We start from the raw sequence: 20,100 nt of genomic DNA on the forward strand, positions 1-20,100 counted from the left end.
CGGCCCCGCTGGTTGCGGATCCCGGTCGCCGGTCACCGCGCGGGCGGTGTCACCGGCGGCCGGCCGCCCGGATCACCCGGTCACTCGAACAGGCGGGCGTAGGTCGACATGGCCGTGGCCACGTCGGTCTGGGCCCAGAACCGGTGGTACCGGAAGGTCGGCGCGGGGCCGCCGTTCAGGTACGCCTCGACCTTCGGCCACTCCGGGTCGTCCTTGTAGAAGGAGCGGATGTCCAGGAAGGTCACGCCGGGCTCGATCACGTCGCCGTTCGGCATGGTGCCGCGCCAGCCGGCCGGGACGTACACGCCGTCGTGGTTCGGGTTGGAGGTCGAGTACTCCTGGGTGAACCGGCTGTAGTCGGCGCGGGTCTCCTCGACCGAGACGCCGATGTTGTCCCGCAGGCCCCACAGGCCGTCGAGCAGCGCGGCGGCGGTCTCCTGGGCCTCGGTGTCGCCGGAGGCGGCGGCCCAGTAGCTCAGCACCTTGGCGTAGGAGCCGGTGACGCCCACGTCGTTGGTGTAGTCGCGCACGGTCACGTGCAGGTTGTTGTTGGGACCCGGGTTGTTCGGGTTCCAGGTGTCCGGCTGGCCGGACCAGTTCAGGGTGGACGGGATCAGGTAGCTGCCGTCCGGGTTGATGGTGGTGTGCTGCAGCGCCCAGTCGACCCACTTCTCGGTGACGTCGCAGGCCGTCTGGTCGTCGCTGATGTAGCAGTACTCCGCCAGCCGCTCCATGCCCCAGGCCTGGAAGCCGAACCAGTTGTTGCTCGGCGGGTCGTTCCAGACCGGCTGCCAGTCGTAGGCCATGCCGTAGAAGGTGGAGGCCCCGGCCGGGAAGGGAGCGTAGGCGCCCTGCCAGCTGTTGGTCGCGCCACCGGCGATCGCGCCCTCGCTGGACTGCAGCCAGCGGTAGAACTCGACCTGGCGGTCGAGGCTGGTCGCCCAGTCCTGCCGACCGGTCGCGGACTCCGGGATCAGGCCGTCGACCTGGGAGAGCGCGTAGGCGGCGACGGGGTTCTGGTAGCCGCCGTGCGAGGCGCTGCTGCCCATGCGCCAGGACCAGGCGTTGGTGCCCAGCGAACCGCCCCAGGCGTAGTACCAGGACAGCAGGTAGTGCGAGCTGTCCTTGCCGGTGCCGACCGGGCAGGACGGGGACTGGCAGTTGCCGATGCGCTTGAAGTACTTGTCGAAGAACGAGTAGCGCAGGTAGTCGCCCATCTTGGCGGCCTTGTCCAGGGTGCCGGCGATCTCGGCGCCCTTGCCCTGCTCGTCGGCCCACTGCTTGGCCCAGTAGGCCACCTGCACGGCGCGGGCGTCCGCGTCCGGCGCGTTGGTGTACTTCCACTGCTGGGCGTAGCTGGCGTCCCCGGTGAACAGGTCGAGGAAGCCGTTGCGGCCACCGTGCGCGAAGGTGTCGCAGGACGGCTGCGGGATGGTCTCCCACACCGACTCCTGCATGCCGCGCTGGTAGGTGTTCATGTAGGCCGGGCGGGTGGTGCCGTCGCCGCACTCGCCGAAGCCGTAGGTGTTGTCGACGTCGATCAGCCAGTGCATGCCGTAGATGCTGTCGGTGCCGTAGGTCTGCGACAGCTCGTCGGCGATCGGGTCGCGACCGACCGGAACGGAGTTGTCCAGCCGCGCCGGGTAGTACTCCGGCAGGGTGTGCTCCGGGGCGTAGGTCGCCGGGTCGTTCGGGTTGTAGGTGCCCTGGTTGGGCTGGAGGTCGTCACGCGGGATCGCGTACGTCTCCATGATCTCCCAGGCGTCGTTGAACGGCTGCCACTCACCGGTGATCTGGCCGTACTCCGCCTCCAGCCACAGGAAGTAGCTGAACGCCTCGGAGGTGGTCTGGTGCCCGTGGTCGGGGGCCTCCACCATCAGGGTCTCGACCGAGTGGTAGGGCACGCCCTCGGGGGAGAAGTACCCGTTGGCCGGGTTCTTCAGGTCGTTGTACATCTCCAGGAAGCGCGCCTGGTTCTCGCCGTCGCCCTCGGCGATCTGCCGCACGGTCACCCGGCCGGCGACCAGGCCGGCGGCGGTGGCGGTGAACTCGGCGGTGCCGGAGCCGCCCTCGGCGGCCGAGATGGTGACCGCCTGCGGGACGTTCCAGTTGCTGGGCGTGAAGGTCAGCGTGGCGCCGCGGGTGACGGACAGGCCGGTGTTGCCGGAGGCCCGGGCCACGGTGACGGTGACGTTGCTCGTCGGCGCCTGCGACAGCGAGACGTTGAAGGTGCCGGTGGAGCCGGTGGCGACCGACAGCGACGTCGGGTTGACCACCACGCTGGGCGCGGCGGTGACGTTGATGCCGACCGGCTGCGAGCTGCCGACGGCGCCGGTGCTGTCGGTGGCGATCGCCTGGATGGAGTGGGCGCCCGCGGAGGCACCGGTCCAGTTGTAGGAGAACGGCGACGTGGTGTCGGTGGCGATCAGCTCGTCGTCGTCGTAGAACTCGACCTTGCTGATCGTCGCGCCGTTGGCGGCGGCGGCCGTGGCGGCCAGCGGGATCGCGGTGCCCTGGGTGTAGGCGGCGCCCGGGGCGGGGCTGGTGAGGGCCACGATCGGCGCGGGCTGCTCGCCCTGGCAGGCGACGCCGTTGACGGTGAAGTTCTTCGGCAGCGTGCGGTTCGGGACGCTGCCGGAGGCGTTGAAGCCGAAGGTGGCGGTGCCGCCGGTGGCCACGTTGCCGTTCCAGGCGGCGTTGCGGACCGTCACGTTCTTGCCGGACTGGGTGTAGCTCCCGTTCCAGCCGTTGTCGATGCGGTCGTTGCCGTCGAAGGCGAAGCCGACGGTCCACGAGGTCCACGGGTCGCCGCTGTTGGTGACCACCAGGTTGGCGGTGTAGCCGGAGCCCCAGTCGTTGACCAGCTGGATCTCGGCGCGGCAGGCCACGGCCGCCTGGGCGGTGGAGGCGCCGAGGGTGAGCGCGCCGCTGGTCGGCAGCAGGGCGATGCCCAGGGCCGCCGCGGTCAGCCGGCGGGCGCGGCGGGGGGCCGGCCGGGGGGCCGCCTCACGCCGGATGGGAGCGCTTCCGTCGGTGGGTGGGGCGGCGGGCGCCGCGGGGGCGAGCGCGCCGGGCCACGACCGGCCGGCGTTCTCGGGTCTGCCGCGCCCGCGCCGCCTGGCGCGGGGCGTGAAGGGGAGGTGCACGAGCCTGCTCCTCTCGGGAAGGGAAAACGCGCACATGGGTCCGGGCCCGCCGTGCCTCGTACGTGCGGCGGCGGGCCCGAAGATGAGAGCGCTCTCACGATGATTGTGGCGAGCCTCACAGACGTCAAGAACATGTCAACGGCCGATGTGAACTGTCTCGAAGCAGTGTCGAATGGCCGGATAACGCCCTTTCGCCGGCCGAGACCTGAAGGCGCCTTGACCGCCCCGCCGGCCCCGGTTTTCAGGTCCCGAACCGCGTGCCCGCGCGGGCCGGCCACCGGCCGCCACCCGGCTGGGGCGAGGCCCCCGACCCGGCTCCGATGCCTGCTCCGGGCCGGCCCGGCGTGCCGGGCGGCCTCCGCGCCGTCGGGCCGGGGTGCTTGACTGGGCGGATGGCCTCCCACGACCACTCGCCGGCCGGTGATCTGCTCGCCGGCGTCCCCCTCGACGGGCGCCCGTCCTCCGGCCGCCTGGGCAGCCCCGCCCCGCGGAGGCCGGCCGACGCCGACCCCGCCCTGCCCGCCGCGCTCGGCCGGCTGGGGCGGGCGGCGACCGGATCGCACACCGGGGTGACCGTGCTGGCGGACCGTCAGGACGCCACCGTCGTCCGGGTCGGCGCCGTGGTGGTCAAGGCCCACCCGCCGGAGGCGGAGGAGGGTGCGCTGCGCCGCCGGCTGGCCGTCGCCGCGCATCCGCTGACCGCGGCGAGCCTGCTGCCGCCGCTGTCGCCCGCGTCGCCCCGGGAGCAGGGCGCCGCGGTCCCGGACGGCCCCGGCCCCCACCGGGTCGGCGGGCGGCTGGCCACGCTCTGGCCGGCCGGGCGGCCGGTGGACCCGCGCGATCCGGACGCCGCGCCCTGGGAGGAGTGCGGACGGCTGCTGGCCGCGCTGCACGCCGTGCCGCTGGAGCGGCTGGAGCGGGACACCGGGCCGCTGCCGCCGGCCGGGGCGCCCGGGCGGGTGACCCGCGCGCTGGACATCCTGCGGCGGGACGTCGCCCGCGGCGGGCCGGCCTGGCTGCGGCGGGCCGCCCGGGCCGTCGAGGCCGCCGCCGGAACCGTTCCGCCGGCGACCCGGGCCCCCGCACCGGGCGCGCCGGCCCCGGGAGCGGCCGCGCCGGACGGCCGCGTCGCCCTGACGCACGGTGACTTCCACCTCGGCCAGGTGGTCATGGCACCGGCCGGCCGGTGGCGGCTGATAGACGTCGACGACCTCGGCCGCGGCGACCCCGCCTGGGACCTCGCCCGCCCCGCCGCCTGGTACGCCGCCGGCCTGCTGCCGGCCGCCATCTGGGAGCGGTTCATGGACGCCTACCTGGCGGCCGGCGGGCCGTGCTTCCGCGGCACCCGGACGGACCTGTGGGGACGCCTGGATCCGCCGGCCCGCGCGCTCACCGTGCAGATGTGCGCGCTGCGGCTCGCCGAGGCGTTTCGGGAGGATCGGGAACCGGACGAGGACGAAGCGGCGTTGGTAGCAGCGTGCGAGCGCATCGCCGCCTCCGGGCCGGCCGTGCTCCCGTAGTGTCACAAGCGTCACGAAGGTTCGGAGCGGTCCCGTCTATTCAGGGGGTTTCTGCGTGAGTCAGATCTTCCAGTGTCCGAAGTGCCACGGCGCCATGCGGACGTACAACCGCAGCGGCGTGCAGATCGAGCAGTGCGACAACTGCCGGGGCATCTTCCTGGACTACGGCGAGCTGGAGTCGCTGTCCCAGGCCGAGGCCCGCTGGGCGCAGCCGGCCCCGCCGCCCGCCCCGGGCCACGCCCCGCCGCCGCCGGCCGGCTACGGCCAGCCGGCGTGGGGTGCCCCGCACCACGGCGGGCACGGTCACGGTCACGGACACCACGGCCCGCGCAGCTTCGGCCGCATGCTCTTCTCCACCTGAGCCCGCCGGCCCCGCCGGCCCTGTTCGGCGTCCCGCCCTCCGGGACACCGAACAGGGCCCGGGCCCCGATCGGCCCGGGCCCCGCCCGGTCTCAGCCCAGCTCCCGCCCGGTCTCAGCCCAGGCCCCGCCCGTGCAGGACCAGCGCCCAGGCCAGGCAGCCGAAGCCGGCCGTGGCGGCCACCGCCCGGACCACGTTCCAGCGGACCCAGCGCGCCTCGAAGCGCTCCCGGACCTCCGCCAGCTCGGCGGCGCCGAGACTCCCGGGCTCGCCGACCGCCGCCAGCGCATTGTTCAGCGGCACGTTGACGCCGAAGGTCACGGCCAGCATCACCGCGTAGAGCAGCAGCGCCGCCACGATCCACGGCAGCGCCGGCCGTGCCCCACCGCCGAGGTGCGCGAGCACCGCCAGCGCCGTCAGCAGCAGCGCCCCGCCGAAGGTGACGGCGAACCAGCCGTTCAGGATCGCCACGTTGATCCGCCCCATCGCCACCACGAACGTCCGGTCGTCCGCCCGGCCGAGCCCCGGCATCACCGACATCGCGAAGGCGTGGAAGAGGCCGGCGACCAGCCCCATGGTGAGGGTCGCCGCCATCAGGGCGGCGCCCCGGAGAAACTCCTGTCCCGTCATGGCCCCCAGTCAAGCCGCCGGGGCGGCGGCGGGCCATCGTCGGTCCGCTCGCCTCCATGCGCGCGCGTCTACGCTTGCCGCCATGGACGCTCTCGCCGGGCTGCTAGACGGGCCGCGGGCCCGCGGCGCCTTCCTGCTCCGCTCCGTCATGGAACCGCCGTGGTGCGTGCGGGTGGAGGACCGGGCACCGCTCACCCTGCTGCTGATGGAGCGGGGCGACGCCTGGGTGGTCCCGGACGGCGGCCGGCCGCCGGTGCGGCTGCGCCCGGGGGACGTGGCGGTGGTGCGCGGCCCGGACGCCTACCGCGTCGCCGACGACCCCGCCACGCCGCCGCGGGTCGTCATCCACCCCGGGCAGCGCTCGACCACCGTGGACGGCGAGGAGCTGTGCGCGGTGATGGACCTCGGCGTGCGCACCTGGGGCGAGCGGCCGGACGGCTCGGCGGTGATGCTCAGCGGCACGTACCAGCTGACCGGCGAGGTCGGCCGGCGGCTGCTGGACGCGCTGCCCGGGGTGCTGCTGCTGGAGCGCCAGGCGTGGGAGTCGCCGCTGCCGGCGCTGCTGGGCGAGGAGATCGGCAGGGCCCAGCCGGGCCAGGAGGTGTTCCTCGACCGGCTGTTGGACCTGCTGCTGATCGCGGTGCTGCGGGCCTGGTTCGCCCGCCCGGAGGCGGCGGCCCCGGCGTGGTACCGGGCCCACGGGGATCCGGTGGTCGGGCGGGCGCTGCGGCTGCTGCACGAGGAGCCGGCGCACCCGTGGACGGTGGCCGAGCTGGCCGCCCGGGTCGGGGTGTCCCGGGCGGCGCTGGCCCGCCGCTTCACCGCCCTGGTGGGTGAGCCGCCGATGGCGTATCTGACCGAGTGGCGGCTCACCCTGGCCGCGGACCTGCTGTGCGAGCCGGACGCCACGCTCGGCGCGGTCGCCCGCCGGGTGGGCTACGGCAGTTCGTTCGCGCTGTCCGCGGCGTTCAAGCGGGTGCGCGGGATCAGCCCGCAGGAGTACCGGGCCGCCGGCGGCCGGCCGGCGGACGGTCAGGCGGTCGCCGTCGCCGTCGCCGTCGCCGTCGCCGGCTCCGGCTCCGTCGCCGGCTCCGCGCGGCCGGCGGCGAGGAACTCCTCCAGCGCGGCGTCGGCGGCGGCGAAGACGGCCGCGATCCGCTCCGGCGAGGGGGCGTCGCCGGCGTTGGGTGCCATGGTGTCGTAGACCACCCGGGCGGCGGAGTCGGTGATGCCGCTGTAGTGCGAGACGCCGGCGAGCAGCATGCGTTCGAACACCTCCTCCACGCCGACGTCCGCCAGCTCCTCGCGGGAGCCGCCGGCCAGCCCGATCCAGATCATCCGCTTGCCGGCGAGGCGAGGGGTGCTGCGGCCGTAGGCGAAGCCGTAGTTCCAGACCCGGTCGATCCAGCCCTTGACGATGGCCGGCGGGGCGTACCACCAGACCGGGAAGACCACCACGATGGTGTCGGCGGCGTCGATCCGCCGCATGTGCGCGTGCACCTCGGGCGTGTACCGCTTGTCGCGGTCGCCCCAGTCGGGTTCGTCCTCCGGGGGCAGGCGCGGGTCGAAGCCCTCGGCGTACAGGTCGAGCAGGTCGACGGTGTGGCCGTCGGCCTCCAGGCGCCGCCGCGCCCGGTCGGCGACCTGGCCGGTGAGGGAGTCGCGCCGGGGGTGGGCGAGGACGAGCAGGGCGGTGCGCGGGCGGTCGTTCGTGGACACGGATGGTGACCCTTCGTCTGCTCAGGGAGTGGGAGGGGGAGCGGTGGCGGCGGGGCGTCAGTCGCCGAGGTGGACGAGCATCTTGCCGGTGTTGGCGCCGCGCATCATGCCGAGGAAGGCGGCGGGGGCCTGCTCGATGCCCTCCCGCACGGTCTGCCGGGAGCGCAGGCGGCCGTCGCGGAGCCAGCCGGCGGCCCGCTCGACGTACTCCGGCATCCGGTGGTAGTGGTCGGTGACCAGCACGCCGCGCAGGGTGAGCCGCTTGGTGTAGGCGAGGTAGAGGTTGGTGGGGCCGGGGACGGGGCCGGTGGCGTCGTAGCCGCTGATCGCGCCGACCAGGGCGACCCGGCCGCCGACGTTCAGCGCGTCCAGGGCCGCCTGGAGGTGGTCGCCGCCGACGTTGTCCAGGTAGACGTCGATGCCGTCCGGCGCCGCCGCGGCCAGCTGTTCGCCGAGGGCGCCGGCCCGGTAGTCGATGGCGGCGTCGAAGCCGAAGTCGTCCCGCAGGGTGCGGGTCTTCTCCGGCCCGCCGGCCGAGCCGATGACCCGGGAGGCGCCGAGGATCCGGGCCAGCTGCCCGGCGGTGCTGCCGACCGCGCCGGCCGCGCCGGAGACGAACACCGTGTCGCCCGGGCGCACCGGGGCGGCCTCGGTGAGCGCGGCGTAGGCGGTTAGACCGGGCGCGCCGAGCACGCCGAGGTAGGCCGGGGCGGGGGCGAGCGTGGTGTCCACGACGGTCGCGGCGGCGGCGTCCAGCAGGGCGTACTCGCGCCAGCCGAGGAAGTGCGTCACCGTGGCCCCCACCGGCACCGCGTCGGAGCGGGAGGCGACGACCTCGCCGACGGCGCTGCCCTCCAGCGGGGCGCCGACCTCGAACGGCGGGATGTAGGACTCGCCCTCGTCCATCCGGCCGCGCATGTACGGGTCCACCGACATCCAGGTGTTGCGGACCAGGATCTGCCCCGGTCCCGGGGTGGGGACCGGGGCCTCGGCGAGCGTGAACTGCTCCGGCCCGGCCTCCCCGACCGGGCGGGAGGCGAGCCTGATCTCCCGGCCGACCAGCGGGACGGCCGTGGCGGTGGTGGCGCCCGGGGCGGCATGGGTGGTGTGCGCGGACATGGTGACCCCCTTCGTGCGGCGGGCCGCCGCGGCCCGACCGATGCGATGACATTACATGTCCTTGCATCGATTGCTCAAGCATTGAATGTCGGGACATCGAAGTCCCGGGTGGAGTGGGGATGGGGGTGGGGGTGGAGCTGGTGGATGCTCGGTAAAATAATGCTGAGACATCAGTTGTCCATGCATGTTAGGCTGGGGTATGGCCACGGACAATGACCTGGTCGCCCGTTGGAAGGCCCTCCTGACCTGCTTCAACGAGGTCGCCAGCCATCTCGACCGCGCCCTCCAGCACGCGCACGGGCTGAACATGAACGAGTTCGAGACCCTGGACTGCCTGGTGGAGGCCGGGTCCGAGTACTGCCGCATGCAGGACCTGGGCTGCGTGATGTACCTCAGCCAGAGCGCCCTGTCCCGCACCGTCGGACGACTGGAGCGCGACGGACTGGTGGTGCGGGAACTGTGCGCGGACGACCGCCGCACCGTCGAGATCCGGGTCACCGAGGCCGGACGGCAGCGGCACGCCGAAGCCTGCCAGACCCGCCTCACCGTGCTCGCCGAACACCTCGAACAGCAGAAGTAGCCGCCCGGCCCCGCGTCCGCCGCCCCGCGGGGGCATAGGGTGCCGCCTCGTGACACGACACATCACCTTCGAGCGGCTGCACAACTTCCGCGACCTGGGCGGCTACCGCTCGTCGGACGGCCAGACGGTGCGGTGGGGACGACTGTTCCGCTCCGACTCCCTCGGCAAGCTCCGCGGCGAGGACTTCAGGCGCTTCCTCGCCCTGGACGTCGCGACCGTCATCGACCTGCGCTACCCGTGGGAGATCGAGGCCAGGGGACGGGTGCCCGAGCACCCGTCGCTCACCTACCGCAACCTCAGCATCGAGCACCGCCCCTACGACCAGGCGGCCCTCGGCCCGGAGGTGGCGGCCGGCCGGTACCTCGCCGACCGCTACCTGGAGGTCGCGCACGACGGCGTCCGGGAACTGGGCCGCGCCCTGGCGGTGATCGCCGCCGAGGACGGCCCCGTGGTTTTCCACTGCGCCTCCGGCAAGGACCGCACCGGCCTGCTCGCCGCACTGGTCCTCTCCCTGCTCGGGGTGGACGAGGCCGACATCGTCGAGGACTTCACCCTCACCGAGCGCGCCACCGGCCGGCTGGTGGCCGACTGGCGGGCGGACCACCCGGGCCGGGAGCTCACCTGGCCGGACTACGGGCGGGCACCCGCCGAGGTGATGCGGCTGTTCCTGGCCGACCTGACCGAGCGCCACGGCTCCGTGCGCCGCTACGCCGCCGACCTGCTGGGCGCGGACGACGCCGTGGTCGCCGCCCTGCGCCGCCGGCTGCTGGAGCCGGCCGAGCACCCCGCCGAGCCGGCGCGGCCCGCCGATCCCGCCGGGCCGACCGGCCCGGCGTCCACGCGGCTCCCCGGCCAGACCCCCGGAGCGCCGACTCCCACCCCCTGACGGCGCCTCCCCTGACGGCGCGCCCTCCGGGGGCGCGCCCTCCGGGGCTCGTTCGCCGGTCAGGCGGTGCGCACCGCCATCAGCAGCCCGCTCGACCAGGCCAGTCGCACGGAACGGAAGTCCTTCCGCTCCTCCAGGTGCTCCAGCAGGCTCCGCACGGAGGCCGCGTGCTCCGGCGGCCAGTCGGCCTGGGGGGTGAGGTCGTCGATCAGGTAGGTGCCGCCGGGAGCCACCAGGTCCAGGGCCCGGTCCAGGTGGGTGAACTTCCCGGGCCAGGTGTCCGCGAAGACGAGGTCGAAGGGCTCGCCGTCGTACCCGTCGAGCCACTCCCCGCCCTCCTGGGTGACGAAGGCGACCCTGGGGTCGGAGCCCAACTGCTCACGGGCCACGCCCTGCACGGCCGGGTCGAGCTCCACGCTGACCAGCCGGGCGCCGTCGTCCATCCCGCTGAGCAGCCAGGCGGTGCCCTCACCCACGCCGGTGCCGAGTTCGAGGATCCGCCCACCGGGGTGGCCGGCCGCGAGCACGGCGAGCAGGCCGCCGGTGCGTTCGTCGCACGACATGGTGAACTCCGCCGCCGCCGCGGCGGCGCGGAGCGCGGGCAGGGTGGCCGGAAGCCGGCATGGGGTGTCGTCCATCCGGGGATGATGCGCGGGACAGGCCCTCAGACGCAACGGAGTACCGCCCCTGCCCGGCCAGCGCCGACCCGTCGGCGCTGGCCAGGGCCGGTCCGTGCTGGCCGCATCAGGCCGCGACCGGGATCACCGCGCCGCGGCCGGCTCCGGGGCACGGTAGACCAGCAGGTAGCGCCAGAAGAGCAGCCGCCGGATGGTGCAGCCGGGCAGCAGTGCCACGGCCTCCTGCCGGATCTGCCGCAGCGGCATGGTCGGCGCCTTCACCGGCGCCCGCACGGCGGTCGGATCCGCGACGGCCCGTTCCGCGGCTGGTGCCGGGGCCCGTTCCACGGCGGCCCGTTCCGCGGCTGGTGCCGGGGCCCGCCGTGTCCGCTCGGCCGCCGCCACGGCGATCCGTGCCACCGCGTTGGCCGGGACGGCGGCCAGGCTCCAGGCGAAGTCGGCCGGGGTCCGCTCCGGGTAGCAGCCGAGGATCACCAGCACCCCGCCGGGCGCGAGCGCGTCCCTGAGCCGGGCGACCGTCTCGAACGGCATGTGGTGGATGCTGGCCAGGCAGGAGACGTAGTCGTAGTGACCGCGGGGCAGCTCCTCCCGGGTGACGTCCGCCTGCCGGTAGCGCGGTGGCCGGACGCCACGCGCGGACAGCTCGCGGTCCGACAGCTCGCGGGCGGCCCGGATGGCCTCCGCCGACGGATCGATGGCGTCGACGTCCACCCCGAGCCCGGCCAGCCGGCGGGCGAACCGCCCCGTCCCGCACCCCACGTCCAGCGCCGTGGCGGCCTTCGCGGGAAGCCGGCGCAGCAGCAGCCGGTGGTAGTGGTCGTTGTGGTCGAACGGCACCCCGAGACCATCCCACAACCACCCACCACCCCGGCAACAGGGGCGCGGGAGACGGTCTCCTCGCGCACGCCGAGGCGCCACCGCGTGCGCATCACTGGCCCAGTAGTGCCGTGGCCAGGGCGACCGCTGCGGCGAGGAACAGGAGGGCGACCACCAGCGGGGTTGCCGGGCTTCGCCGGCTGGGGGCGGGGGGCTGGGGGGCGGGGACCTCGGGAGGGGCGGCGTAGCGTCCGAGCTGGGTCACGGGGTTGGCCTCTGGGCCGTTGGCTCCCCGCCGGATGGCGAAGGAAACCCGTTCTCCCTCATCGAGGGTCTTGTAGCCGTTCGCCTGAATGCTGGAGTAGTGGACGTAGAGGTCGGGACCCCCGCCGTCGGGCCTGATGAAGCCGTAGCCCTTCTCGGAGTTGAACCAGACGACGACACCCTCGGCCATCCCGCCCCACCCCCACCGCATGGTCCGTAGTCGTCTCATCAGACTACTGGTCGGGGCTGTTGCTGGCTGGGGGCTTGGGCAACGCCCTATATGGCGCGTCCATATAGACAGCTCGTCATATAGGAAGAATCGTCAGTCATCTGCGCATGTCTCGGGGGGACCCCCTGTTTCAGGATCCCATGGGGTGATCATCTGCCGCGACCCCCATCTTCAGCCTGTGGATAACTGCTTCATGTGTGTGTGTGCGTGGGGGGAAGAGGAAGGGGAGGGGTGTGGGCGGCGGGAGAGAGGGAGGGGGAGCGTGGGGAGGGAGGGGGAGATGGGAGCGGGGTGGAGGGGAGAGTGGCAGGGGAACGGGGTGGAGGGGGAGAACGACAAGAGAGCGGGTGGAGGGGGGAGGGGGAGAGCGACAAGAGAGCGGGTGGAGGGGGGAGGGGGAGAGCGACAAGAGAGCGGGTGGAGGGGGGAGTGGGGGAGGGCAGGGTGAAGGGGGGCGGGGGGCGGAAAGATGGGGAGGGTGGGGCGGGAGTGGATGGAGGATGCTCACATGGCGTGTCGATGGGGTGATCCTCCGCGTCGTCCGGCCGCCTGAGAGGGATGTCCAGAAAATCCTGATTCGCCCCTTGCGTGGGGGGTGGGGCAGAGGTACTTTGGATGTGGCGCCGAGGACTGGCGAAGGTTCTTAGTAGCGGGAAACCGTGAAGAGAATCTTCAAAAGCCCCCGGCGTCCGTCATGTCCGGGGGGTTTCGGAAGCGCTCGGGGCGCCGCTGCCCGGGCTCTGGCTGGGGCTGGCGCTCGGGCCGGTCTGGAAGGCCTGGTCGCAGGGCCAGTGGTCGAACGAGCGGGTGGTGCTCCAGAGCCGGCGCGCCGCCGTGATGTTCCACTCCGGATCGAGTGCCTGGCGCGGGGTGCCGCCCAGCTGCAGGAGGCGGCTGTCGGAGATCTGGAACAGCCCCCAGTTACGGGTGGTGTTGCTGTTGGGCAGGATCCACAGCGGGTCCAGGTAGGACTGGCAGCGCGCAATCCCGACGGCCCGGTCGGGATCCTCCGGGAAGACCTCGCGAATCCTCTGTTCGATCCGGGCCGCGTCCCAGCTGCGCATGTCCACCCCACCCTCGTACAGGGCCCGCTTGGTCGCCTCGTCCACCACGCCGTTCGCCGGCAGGCCGGCGAGGACCTGGAAGGCGGTCACCCGCATCAGCGTGCGCGGGCCGAAGTCGGAGTCCTGGCTCAGGGTAGTGCCGGCCTCGGCCAGCAGGTTCTGTAATTCGAGGACGCAGCGGTCGTGCTGGCCCATGCTGATGACCACCGGGCAGGCGGAGGACAGCAGCAGCCGATCGATCTCGGCCGGCGGGTCCCCGCCCCGCTCCGGGCGGGTGACGACCACGGCCACCGTCGCGATCAGCGCCGTGATCACCACCAGGGCACCGATCACGGAACGTCGGCGCCGCGTACGGCGGCTCGGCTCGCCCGCCGTCGCCTCGGCGCCGCCGGACACGGAGGCCGCTGCCTCCTCCTCTGCGGAGGAGCCCTCGCCGTCGCCCTCACCGGCGGTGTCGCCGGAGCTCGCCGCACCACCGGAGTCCGGCGGTGCCGCCTCGGCCGCCTCCGCCGCCTCGGCCGGCCGCTGCTGAGCCTCCGCGCCACGGGCCCGCCGGCGCTCACGCTCCGCGTCGGCCAGGATCCACTGCCGGTGTACCTCCAGCAACTCCTCGCGACCCGCCCCGCAGGCCCGGGCGAAACGTTCCACCGTGCCGAAGTCGCCCGGCACCGCGTCGCCGTTGCAGTAGCGGTGGAGTGCGGAGCTGCTCGTCCCCACCCGGCGGGCCAGCGACTCGTAGCTGCGCCCACTGCGGTTCTTCAGCCCGGTCAGCAGCTCCGCCAGGCGCCGCGTCTCCGTGCCGATCGTGCTCTCGGTCTCCTCCGGCCCCACCCGCGATCCCCCCAATCGTCCCGCGGGGCATCCCGCGGTTCGGCGTTCCACCAGGTCAGCACGGCTTTCACGTCCCCGTGTCCCTCATGGTGCCAGACCGGTTGCCCAGCGTGGCCTGTTCCCGGGAAGTTGCCGGACGGCACCCGGTGCGCGACGCGAACCACGACGTCGCGGCCACCGGATCGGCCATCGGCCACGTGCCGCTCCCTGCCTTCCGCGATCGCCGGCCCGTCCGCGTTCGCCGTCCGCACCCGCGGCGGAAGGCTTCCGCAACCACATCGAAGGAGATCCTTCATGCGCACACAGCGCACACAGCGCACCCTGTGGCACCTCGCCGGTGCCGCCGCCGGGGCGTTCGCCCTCGGCCTGGTCACCGCGGTGCCCGCCAACGCGGCGCTGCCCTCCCCCGTCACGTTCGGCAACTCGGGCGACGTGCCGCTGGTGGGTGACTGGAACGGTGACGGCGACGACGAGATCGGCGTGTACCGCCCGGGGACCCGTACCTTCTACATGCGCGGCGACACCGGCGGGGTGACGTCGGTCGTGTACGGCAACTCCGGCGATGTCCCGCTGGTGGGTGACTGGAACGGCAACGGGGTGGACCAGTTGGGGGTCTACCGGCCGGATCAGCGCACGTTCTACCGCGACGGCCAGGCGCCGGTGACGTTCGGCAACTCGGGCGACGTGCCGCTGGTGGGTGACTGGAACGGCGACGGCGACCACGAGATCGGCGTCTATCGTCCGGGGACCCGTACCTTCTACATGCGCGGTGACTCGGGCGGGGTGACGTCGGTCGTGTACGGCAACTCCGGTGACGTGCCGCTGGTGGGTGACTGGAACGGCAACGGGGTGGACCAGTTGGGGGTCTACCGGCCGGATCAGCGCACGTTCTACCGCGACGGCCGGGCGCCGGTGACGTTCGGCAACTCGGGCGACGTGCCGCTGGTGGGTGACTGGAACGGCGACGGCGACCACGAGATCGGCGTCTACCGTCCCGACTACCGCACCTTCTACCCGGGGAGCTGACGGCTCCCGCGGTGACGCGCCCCCGCGGTGACGCGCCGCGCGGGATGACGCGCCGGGAGGGCGCGGCCGGCCAGGCCGCGCCCTCCCGGGCCGCCGGACCGTGGACCGTGGCGTTCGGCGCCCGCCCGTGTGCCGCCCCGGGCCCGCCCGCGCGGCCCGCCGCGCGCCCGCCCGCGCGGCCCGCCACGCGTCCCGTGCTGTTCCGCGGGCCGTGGTGAGGGCGTAACCCGGTGTTCGGGCCGCGTCGCTGAAATGTCGTCATGGAGCCTCACCACGCTGATCACGTACACGGGCACCACCACAACCGCCACGACCACCACTCCGGCCCGTCCCACGCCGGCCCCGCCTCCGCCGCACCGGGCACCAGCCGGCGGGCCGTGCTCGCCGGACTCGGCGGCCTCGGCGGGCTGCTCATCGCGGCGGGCGCGGCCGACTCCGCACGGGCCGCCGCCACCCGCACCGCCTCGGCCGCGCACACCACCTCCGCCACGCCGCGCGCCGGAGCGGCCCGGACGTCGCTGCTCTCCCAGGGCACCACGCTGGTGCACGCCGACATGCACAACCACACCCTGATGTCGGACGGCGACGGAAGCCCCGAGGCCGCCTTCGCCTCCATGCGGGACGCCGGGCTCGACGTCGCGGCCCTCACCGACCACAGCACGCTGTTCTCCATCGAGGGGCTGAGCGGCTCGGAGTGGTCGCGCACCGGCCAGCTCGCCGACGCGGCGAACGACCCGGGTCGGTACACGGCCATCCGCGGCTTCGAGTGGTCGCACCCCCTCCTCGGCCACGCCAACGTGTGGTTCACCGACGACTGGGTGGACCTGTGGGGGGCCGCCTCGATGAGCGGCCTGTACGACTGGTTGGGCAGCCGGCAGGCCGTGGCCAGCTTCAACCATCCCGGGCGGGAGGTGCTCCGCTTCGACGGCTTCCGCTACTCCGCCGCCGTACGGGACCAGATGGTCGGCCTGGAGATGTTCAACCGGGGTGACGACTACCTCTTCGAGGGCTGGTCCAACGGCGTCTCCTCGCCGCTGGTCAGCTGCCTCAACGCCGGGTGGCGCACCGGGCTGAGCGGGGTGACCGACGAGCACGGCACCGACTGGGGCTTCCCGGAGGGGAAGGGCCGCAGCGGCCTGTGGGTCACCGAGAACACCCGGCAGGGCGTATTCGAGGCGATGCGGGCCCGGCGGTTCTTCGCCACCCGGGTCTCCGGGCTGCGCCTGGACGCGACCGCGAACGACGTGCGGATGGGCGGCGTGCTGCCGCTCGCCCGCGGCGACGTGCGGTTCGCCGTCGACATCGACCGCGGCCCGGAGTGGTTGGGCCGGCCGCTGCACGTGCAGGTGCTGCGCCCGGGCAACTCGGTGCCGACCGTGGTGGACGTGATCGAGACGGTGGCCGGCCAGCTGACCACGTTCACCGTGCCGCTGGACGTGGCGGACGGGAACTGGGTGGTGCTGCGGGTCTCCGACCCCACCCAGGCCAACGGCACGCCCGGGCCGGCCGGGCACCCGTGCAACGACTGGGGCGTGGCGTACGCCAGCCCGTGGTGGCTCCAGCCCTGAGCGACCGGCCCGCGAGGGTCGGTGCTCGCGCGGGCGGGCCCGAAGGGGTGCCGAAGGCCGCCGCCCGGGCGTGGAGCCACGTCCGGGCGGCGGGCCAAGTCAGTCGCCGTAGACGGTGGAGCGGTGGCCGACCCGGACGATCCACACGACGAGCTCGCCGTTGTCGACCGTGTAGATGATCCGGAAGTCCCCCACACGTAGCCGGCGGAGCTCGGGCTGCCCTACGAGCGCCGTCGTGTTGAAGCCGAACGGATCGGTCTCCAGGTCGGTGAGCTTCAGGAGGATGCGCAGGGCCGCGTCGCGCGGCAGCTTGCGCAGCTCCTCCTGAGCGGCTGGCCGGAAGACGGTGCGGTACTTACTCACCGCGCTCCAGCGTTTCCCTGAGCACGTCCTCCAGCGGAATGCCGGGGGAGCGGTCAGCCATGCGCTCCTCGACGATGCGGATGATCTCTCGCTCCTCCCAACGCTGGTACTGGCGCAGTAGCTCTATCGGTACGACTGCGGCGACCTCCTTGCCCCGGCGCGTGATGACGGTGGGCTGGTCAGCGCGCTCGGCCCGGTCGACGACGTCGGCCAGGTGGGCGCGAATCTCGCGGATGGTCTCGACAGGCATCTCGGACATGTGGCTCAGCGTACCGCGTGAACCGTGTGTACACAGGCCAACGCCGCCCTCTCCCGGCTCGGGGCGGGGAGAGGACGGCGTTGGGGTCCGGGGCGACGCCCGGCGGTCGGCCGCGGCGGGGCGGCCCGTCGGGGCCCGTCCGGTCGGCCGTGGTGATCGGTCAGCCGGGCTGGCCGGTCAGCCGGGGCGGCCCGTCGGGGGCCCGTCCGGTCAGCCGGCCGGGGTGATCTCGACGGCGGTGACCTCCACCGGCGTGGTGAGCACCCGGTCGTGGCCGACCTCGCGCACCTTGCCGGTCAGGGTGAAGGCGTCCGCCAGCGCGGTGTCCGCGCTGGAGCGGCCGATCCGCACCTCGATCCGGCCCGGCTCGACGATCCGGCGCCCCTCCCGCCCGGTGAACGACGTGCGGTCGGCGTGCAGCCGGAACCGCACCCGCGCGGCCGCGCCCGGCTCCAGGTCCACCCGGGCGTAGCCGGCCAGCAGGGTGACCGGCCGGACGACCTGGGCCACCGGGTCGCCGAGGTACAGCTGCACCACCTCGGTGCCGGCCCGGTCGCCCTCGTTGACCACCGTGCAGGCGATCTCCACCTCGCCGTCCACCGGCACCTCGGCGGCGTCCAGGGTGAGGTCCCGGTAGCCGAAGCGGGTGTAGGACAGGCCGTGGCCGAAGGGGAACAGCGGCGTCGGGTCCAGCGCGCTGACCTCGTTGGCCTGGCCGAGCGGCGGGTTGAGGTAGGTCCACGGCTGGCCGCCGGGGGTGCGCGGCACGCTGACCGGCAGCCGACCGGACGGGTTGACCCGCCCGCTGAGCACGTCGGCGATCGCGGTGGCGCCCTCCTCCCCGGGGAAGAAGGTCTGCACGACGGCCGCGGCCCGCTCGGCCAGTCCGCCGAGCGCGTACGGCCGGCCGCTGACCACGAGCAGCACCACCGGGGTGCCGGTGTCCAGCACGGCCTCGACCAGTTCGCGCTGCACGCCGGGGAGGGTGAGGTCCGGGGCGTCGCAGCCCTCGCCGGAGGTGCCGCGCCCGAACAGGCCGGCCAGGTCGCCGACGGCCACCACGCACAGGTCGGCGACGGCCGCCGCCTCCACCGCGGCCGGGATGCCGGAGCGGTCCTCGCCGCGCACGTCGCAGCCGGCGACGTGGGTGGTCTGGGTGGCGCCCAGGCCGTCGCGCAGCGCGTCGAGCACGGTGGGCACGGACACGCCCATCGGCCAGTCGGGGTGGAGGGTGCCGACGTGGGCGGGGAAGGAGTAGCAGCCCTGCATGCCGAGGGCGCTGTCGGCGAGCGGGCCGACGACGGCGAGCCGTCCGGGCGGGGTGGTCAGCGGCAGCAGGCCGGAGTCGTTGGCCAGCAGCACCACGGACTCGCGCGCCAGGCGGCGGGCCAGCTCGCGGTTGCCGGCCGGGTCGAGGTCGAGGGCGTCGGCGGCGGCCTCGTCCAGCGCGCCGTCGGCGCCGCGCAGTGCGACCGGCTCGGGGCGCCAGTCGGCGTCCAGCAGGCCCAGCTCGCACTTCTGCCGCAGCACCCGCTCCAGCGCCCGGTCCACCAGGGCCTCGGGCACCTCGCCGGAGCGGACCCGCTCGACCAGCGGCTCGCCGTAGCAGCGCACGTTGGGCAGCTCGATGTCCACGCCGGCGGCCAGCGCCTGGGCGCCGGCGTCGCCGGGGTCGGCCGCGACCCGGTGCAGCGTCTCCAGGAAGGAGACGCCGAAGTAGTCGGCGACGACGGTGCCGTCGAAGCCCCAGCGGTCGCGCAGCAGGGTGGTCAGCAGCTCTCCGTTCGCGGCGGAGGGCAGGCCGTCGGTGTCGGTGTAGGCCTGCATGACGGAGCGGGCGCCGCCCTCGCGCAGCGCGATCTCGAAGGGCGGCAGGACGACGTCGGCGTACTCGCGCGGGCCCATGCTGACCGGGGCGTGGTTGCGTCCGGTGCGGGAGGCGGAGTAGCCGGCGAAGTGCTTGAGGGTGGCGATGATCCCGGCGGACTCCAGGCCGCGCACGTAGGCGGCCCCGATGGTGCCGACGAGGTACGGGTCCTCGCCGATGGTCTCCTCCACCCGGCCCCAGCGCAGGTCGCGGACGACGTCCAGCACCGGGGACAGGCCCTGGTGGACGCCGACGCCGCGCATGTCGCGGCCGATGGCGGCGGCCATCTCGCCGACCAGCTCCGGGTCGAAGGCGGCGCCCCAGGCCAGCGGCACGGGGTAGATGGTGGCGCCCCAGGCGGTGAAGCCGGCGAGGCACTCCTCGTGGGCGACGGCCGGGATGCCGAAGCGGTTGGCGGCGGCGATCTCCCGCTGGCTGGCGATGAGCGAGCGCACGCCGGCGGACGGCTCGACCGGCCGGGTGCCGAAGACCCGGGTGAGCTGGCCGAGGCCGTCGGCGATGGCCTGCTCCCACGGCGGGGAGTCGTCGGCGAGGTCGTCCTGGTGCGGGGCGACGCCCTGGCCGTCGACGGTGGCGGCGACCCAGATGCTGCCGAGCTGGTGGACCTTCTCCTCCAGGGTCATCCGGGACATGAGGTCGGCCACCCGCTCGCGGACCGGCCGGGCGGGGTCCCGCCACGGGGCGTCGGGGTGCCCGGCGGCCGGTGAGGCGGCCGGCGCGGCGGGGACGGGCGTGCCGGCCGGGGCGCCGGTGCCGTCGGTGCCGACGGCACCGGCCGTGGTGGCGGTGGTGGGGATCTGCTCCATGGCTACCTTCTCGCTGGGGCATCCGGCGCCGGGTGGGGGCGGGTGCGGGACAGCCGGGTCTTCGGAGGGACTGGCTGTCCGACAGTATCGGAACGTCATGGAAAGTTTCTAGACACCCCCGGTCGCCACCTGCGGACTCGGCCGTCGTCGCAGGCCAGTGGGGCGATGTCGGCGGCGTGGCCCGGCTCGTCCGGTACGCCCGTTTGTGGCGAAAAGCATCTGGTATGGGCGCTACGAAAATGACACCATCGGAACCATTGACGCGAGTGTGAGCCCAGTCGTAACGTCCCCACCACCGAAACTATCGGTGACTTCCTGATTGTTTCTGAGCCAATGTTTCTGAGCCCCGCGGCGTGGCGGGAACGGGACCTCCCACGCCAACGGACCG

Annotated in this window: 16 protein-coding genes and 2 pseudogenes; 7 read left to right on the forward strand and 11 right to left on the reverse strand. The window is 73.9% G+C overall.

Annotation, left to right across the window (positions count from 1 at the left end; genetic code table 11):
* Positions 1 to 80: 80 nt before the first annotated feature.
* Positions 81 to 2,969: a glycoside hydrolase family 48 protein gene (locus tag FHU37_RS16615; RefSeq protein ID WP_376774034.1), complete on the reverse strand. Its 2,889-nt coding sequence runs from the start codon at positions 2,967 to 2,969 to the stop codon at positions 81 to 83.
* Positions 2,970 to 3,538: 569 nt separating this feature from the next.
* Here FHU37_RS16615 and FHU37_RS16620 point away from each other — a divergent pair.
* Both FHU37_RS16620 and FHU37_RS16625 read left to right on the forward strand, forming a co-directional pair.
* A complete protein-coding gene (locus FHU37_RS16620) occupies positions 3,539 to 4,666 on the forward strand; it encodes an aminoglycoside phosphotransferase family protein (protein ID WP_246449940.1) in 1,128 nt (375 codons plus the stop codon).
* A gap of 64 nt (positions 4,667 to 4,730) precedes the next feature.
* A complete protein-coding gene (locus tag FHU37_RS16625) occupies positions 4,731 to 5,027 on the forward strand; it encodes a TFIIB-type zinc ribbon-containing protein (RefSeq protein WP_179816330.1) in 297 nt (98 codons plus the stop codon).
* A gap of 113 nt (positions 5,028 to 5,140) precedes the next feature.
* On the opposite strand, the gene FHU37_RS16630 is transcribed toward FHU37_RS16625, so the two are convergent.
* Complete coding sequence (locus FHU37_RS16630; RefSeq protein ID WP_179814954.1) at positions 5,141 to 5,656, reverse strand: anthrone oxygenase family protein; 516 nt, start codon at positions 5,654 to 5,656, stop codon at positions 5,141 to 5,143.
* A gap of 82 nt (positions 5,657 to 5,738) precedes the next feature.
* On the opposite strand from FHU37_RS16630, the pseudogene FHU37_RS16635 reads away from it, so the two are divergent.
* Positions 5,739 to 6,671, forward strand: a pseudogene (locus FHU37_RS16635) (AraC family transcriptional regulator); the annotation flags it as partial.
* Between the two features lie 17 nt (positions 6,672 to 6,688).
* On the opposite strand, the gene FHU37_RS28300 reads toward FHU37_RS16635, so the two are convergent.
* A complete protein-coding gene (locus FHU37_RS28300) occupies positions 6,689 to 7,375 on the reverse strand; it encodes an NAD(P)H oxidoreductase (RefSeq protein WP_312892638.1) in 687 nt (228 codons plus the stop codon).
* Between the two features lie 57 nt (positions 7,376 to 7,432).
* Complete coding sequence (locus FHU37_RS16640) at positions 7,433 to 8,494, reverse strand: NADP-dependent oxidoreductase (protein ID WP_179814956.1); 1,062 nt, start codon at positions 8,492 to 8,494, stop codon at positions 7,433 to 7,435.
* Between the two features lie 199 nt (positions 8,495 to 8,693).
* On the opposite strand from FHU37_RS16640, the gene FHU37_RS16645 reads away from it, so the two are divergent.
* Positions 8,694 to 9,074, forward strand: coding sequence for a MarR family winged helix-turn-helix transcriptional regulator (locus tag FHU37_RS16645; protein WP_179814957.1), 381 nt, complete (start codon positions 8,694 to 8,696; stop codon positions 9,072 to 9,074).
* Between the two features lie 49 nt (positions 9,075 to 9,123).
* A complete protein-coding gene (locus tag FHU37_RS16650; RefSeq protein WP_179814958.1) occupies positions 9,124 to 9,960 on the forward strand; it encodes a tyrosine-protein phosphatase in 837 nt (278 codons plus the stop codon).
* Positions 9,961 to 10,019: 59 nt separating this feature from the next.
* Here FHU37_RS16650 and FHU37_RS16655 read toward each other — a convergent pair whose 3' ends face one another.
* The 4 genes and pseudogenes from FHU37_RS16655 to FHU37_RS16670 all read right to left on the reverse strand — a co-directional run bounded on the left by FHU37_RS16655 (position 10,020) and on the right by FHU37_RS16670 (position 13,802).
* Complete coding sequence (locus tag FHU37_RS16655) at positions 10,020 to 10,598, reverse strand: O-methyltransferase (RefSeq protein WP_179814959.1); 579 nt, start codon at positions 10,596 to 10,598, stop codon at positions 10,020 to 10,022.
* Positions 10,599 to 10,721: 123 nt separating this feature from the next.
* Positions 10,722 to 11,435 carry a class I SAM-dependent methyltransferase gene (locus tag FHU37_RS16660; RefSeq protein ID WP_179814960.1) on the reverse strand — a complete coding sequence of 238 codons (714 nt, stop codon included), beginning with the start codon at positions 11,433 to 11,435 and terminating at the stop codon, positions 10,722 to 10,724.
* 229 nt (positions 11,436 to 11,664) lie between these two features.
* Positions 11,665 to 11,868, reverse strand: a pseudogene (locus FHU37_RS28305) (cold-shock protein); the annotation flags it as partial.
* 731 nt (positions 11,869 to 12,599) lie between these two features.
* Positions 12,600 to 13,802, reverse strand: coding sequence for a helix-turn-helix domain-containing protein (locus FHU37_RS16670; protein WP_312892639.1), 1,203 nt, complete (start codon positions 13,800 to 13,802; stop codon positions 12,600 to 12,602).
* Between the two features lie 294 nt (positions 13,803 to 14,096).
* On the opposite strand from FHU37_RS16670, the gene FHU37_RS16675 reads away from it, so the two are divergent.
* Together FHU37_RS16675 and FHU37_RS16680 are read left to right on the forward strand one after the other, a co-directional pair.
* Positions 14,097 to 14,828 (forward strand): hypothetical protein, encoded by a 732-nt coding sequence (locus FHU37_RS16675; protein ID WP_179814961.1) that lies wholly within the window; start codon positions 14,097 to 14,099, stop codon positions 14,826 to 14,828.
* Positions 14,829 to 15,088: 260 nt separating this feature from the next.
* Entirely contained in the window at positions 15,089 to 16,396 is a 1,308-nt protein-coding gene (locus FHU37_RS16680) for a CehA/McbA family metallohydrolase (RefSeq protein ID WP_179814962.1), read from the forward strand.
* 99 nt (positions 16,397 to 16,495) lie between these two features.
* Here the strand turns inward: FHU37_RS16680 and FHU37_RS16685 are convergent, their stop codons facing one another.
* The 3 genes from FHU37_RS16685 to FHU37_RS16695 form a co-directional block, all read right to left on the reverse strand.
* Positions 16,496 to 16,759, reverse strand: coding sequence for a type II toxin-antitoxin system RelE family toxin (locus tag FHU37_RS16685; RefSeq protein ID WP_179814963.1), 264 nt, complete (start codon positions 16,757 to 16,759; stop codon positions 16,496 to 16,498).
* Positions 16,752 to 17,018 (reverse strand): type II toxin-antitoxin system Phd/YefM family antitoxin, encoded by a 267-nt coding sequence (locus tag FHU37_RS16690; RefSeq protein WP_179814964.1) that lies wholly within the window; start codon positions 17,016 to 17,018, stop codon positions 16,752 to 16,754. The genes FHU37_RS16685 and FHU37_RS16690 overlap by 8 nt, the downstream gene beginning before the upstream one ends.
* A 210-nt stretch (positions 17,019 to 17,228) precedes the next feature.
* Complete coding sequence (locus tag FHU37_RS16695; RefSeq protein WP_179814965.1) at positions 17,229 to 19,712, reverse strand: beta-xylosidase/alpha-l-arabinosidase; 2,484 nt, start codon at positions 19,710 to 19,712, stop codon at positions 17,229 to 17,231.
* Positions 19,713 to 20,100 lie beyond the last annotated feature (388 nt).

Origin of the sequence: Allostreptomyces psammosilenae (genome assembly GCF_013407765.1) — a bacterium.
Lineage (GTDB): Bacteria > Actinomycetota > Actinomycetes > Streptomycetales > Streptomycetaceae > Allostreptomyces > Allostreptomyces psammosilenae.

Excerpts from the sequence above, each read along its gene's own strand:
- FHU37_RS16640 (WP_179814956.1), bottom strand. The coding sequence starts at position 8,494 with ATGTCCGCGCACACCACCCATGCCGCCCCGGGCGCCACCACCGCCACG.
- FHU37_RS16655 (WP_179814959.1), bottom strand. The coding sequence starts at position 10,598 with ATGGACGACACCCCATGCCGGCTTCCGGCCACCCTGCCCGCGCTCCGC.
- FHU37_RS16690 (WP_179814964.1), bottom strand. The coding sequence starts at position 17,018 with ATGTCCGAGATGCCTGTCGAGACCATCCGCGAGATTCGCGCCCACCTG.
- FHU37_RS16675 (WP_179814961.1), top strand. The coding sequence starts at position 14,097 with ATGCGCACACAGCGCACACAGCGCACCCTGTGGCACCTCGCCGGTGCC.
- FHU37_RS16645 (WP_179814957.1), top strand. The coding sequence starts at position 8,694 with ATGGCCACGGACAATGACCTGGTCGCCCGTTGGAAGGCCCTCCTGACC.
- FHU37_RS16680 (WP_179814962.1), top strand. The coding sequence starts at position 15,089 with ATGGAGCCTCACCACGCTGATCACGTACACGGGCACCACCACAACCGC.
- FHU37_RS16695 (WP_179814965.1), bottom strand. The coding sequence starts at position 19,712 with ATGGAGCAGATCCCCACCACCGCCACCACGGCCGGTGCCGTCGGCACC.
- FHU37_RS16630 (WP_179814954.1), bottom strand. The coding sequence starts at position 5,656 with ATGACGGGACAGGAGTTTCTCCGGGGCGCCGCCCTGATGGCGGCGACC.
- FHU37_RS16620 (WP_246449940.1), top strand. The coding sequence starts at position 3,539 with ATGGCCTCCCACGACCACTCGCCGGCCGGTGATCTGCTCGCCGGCGTC.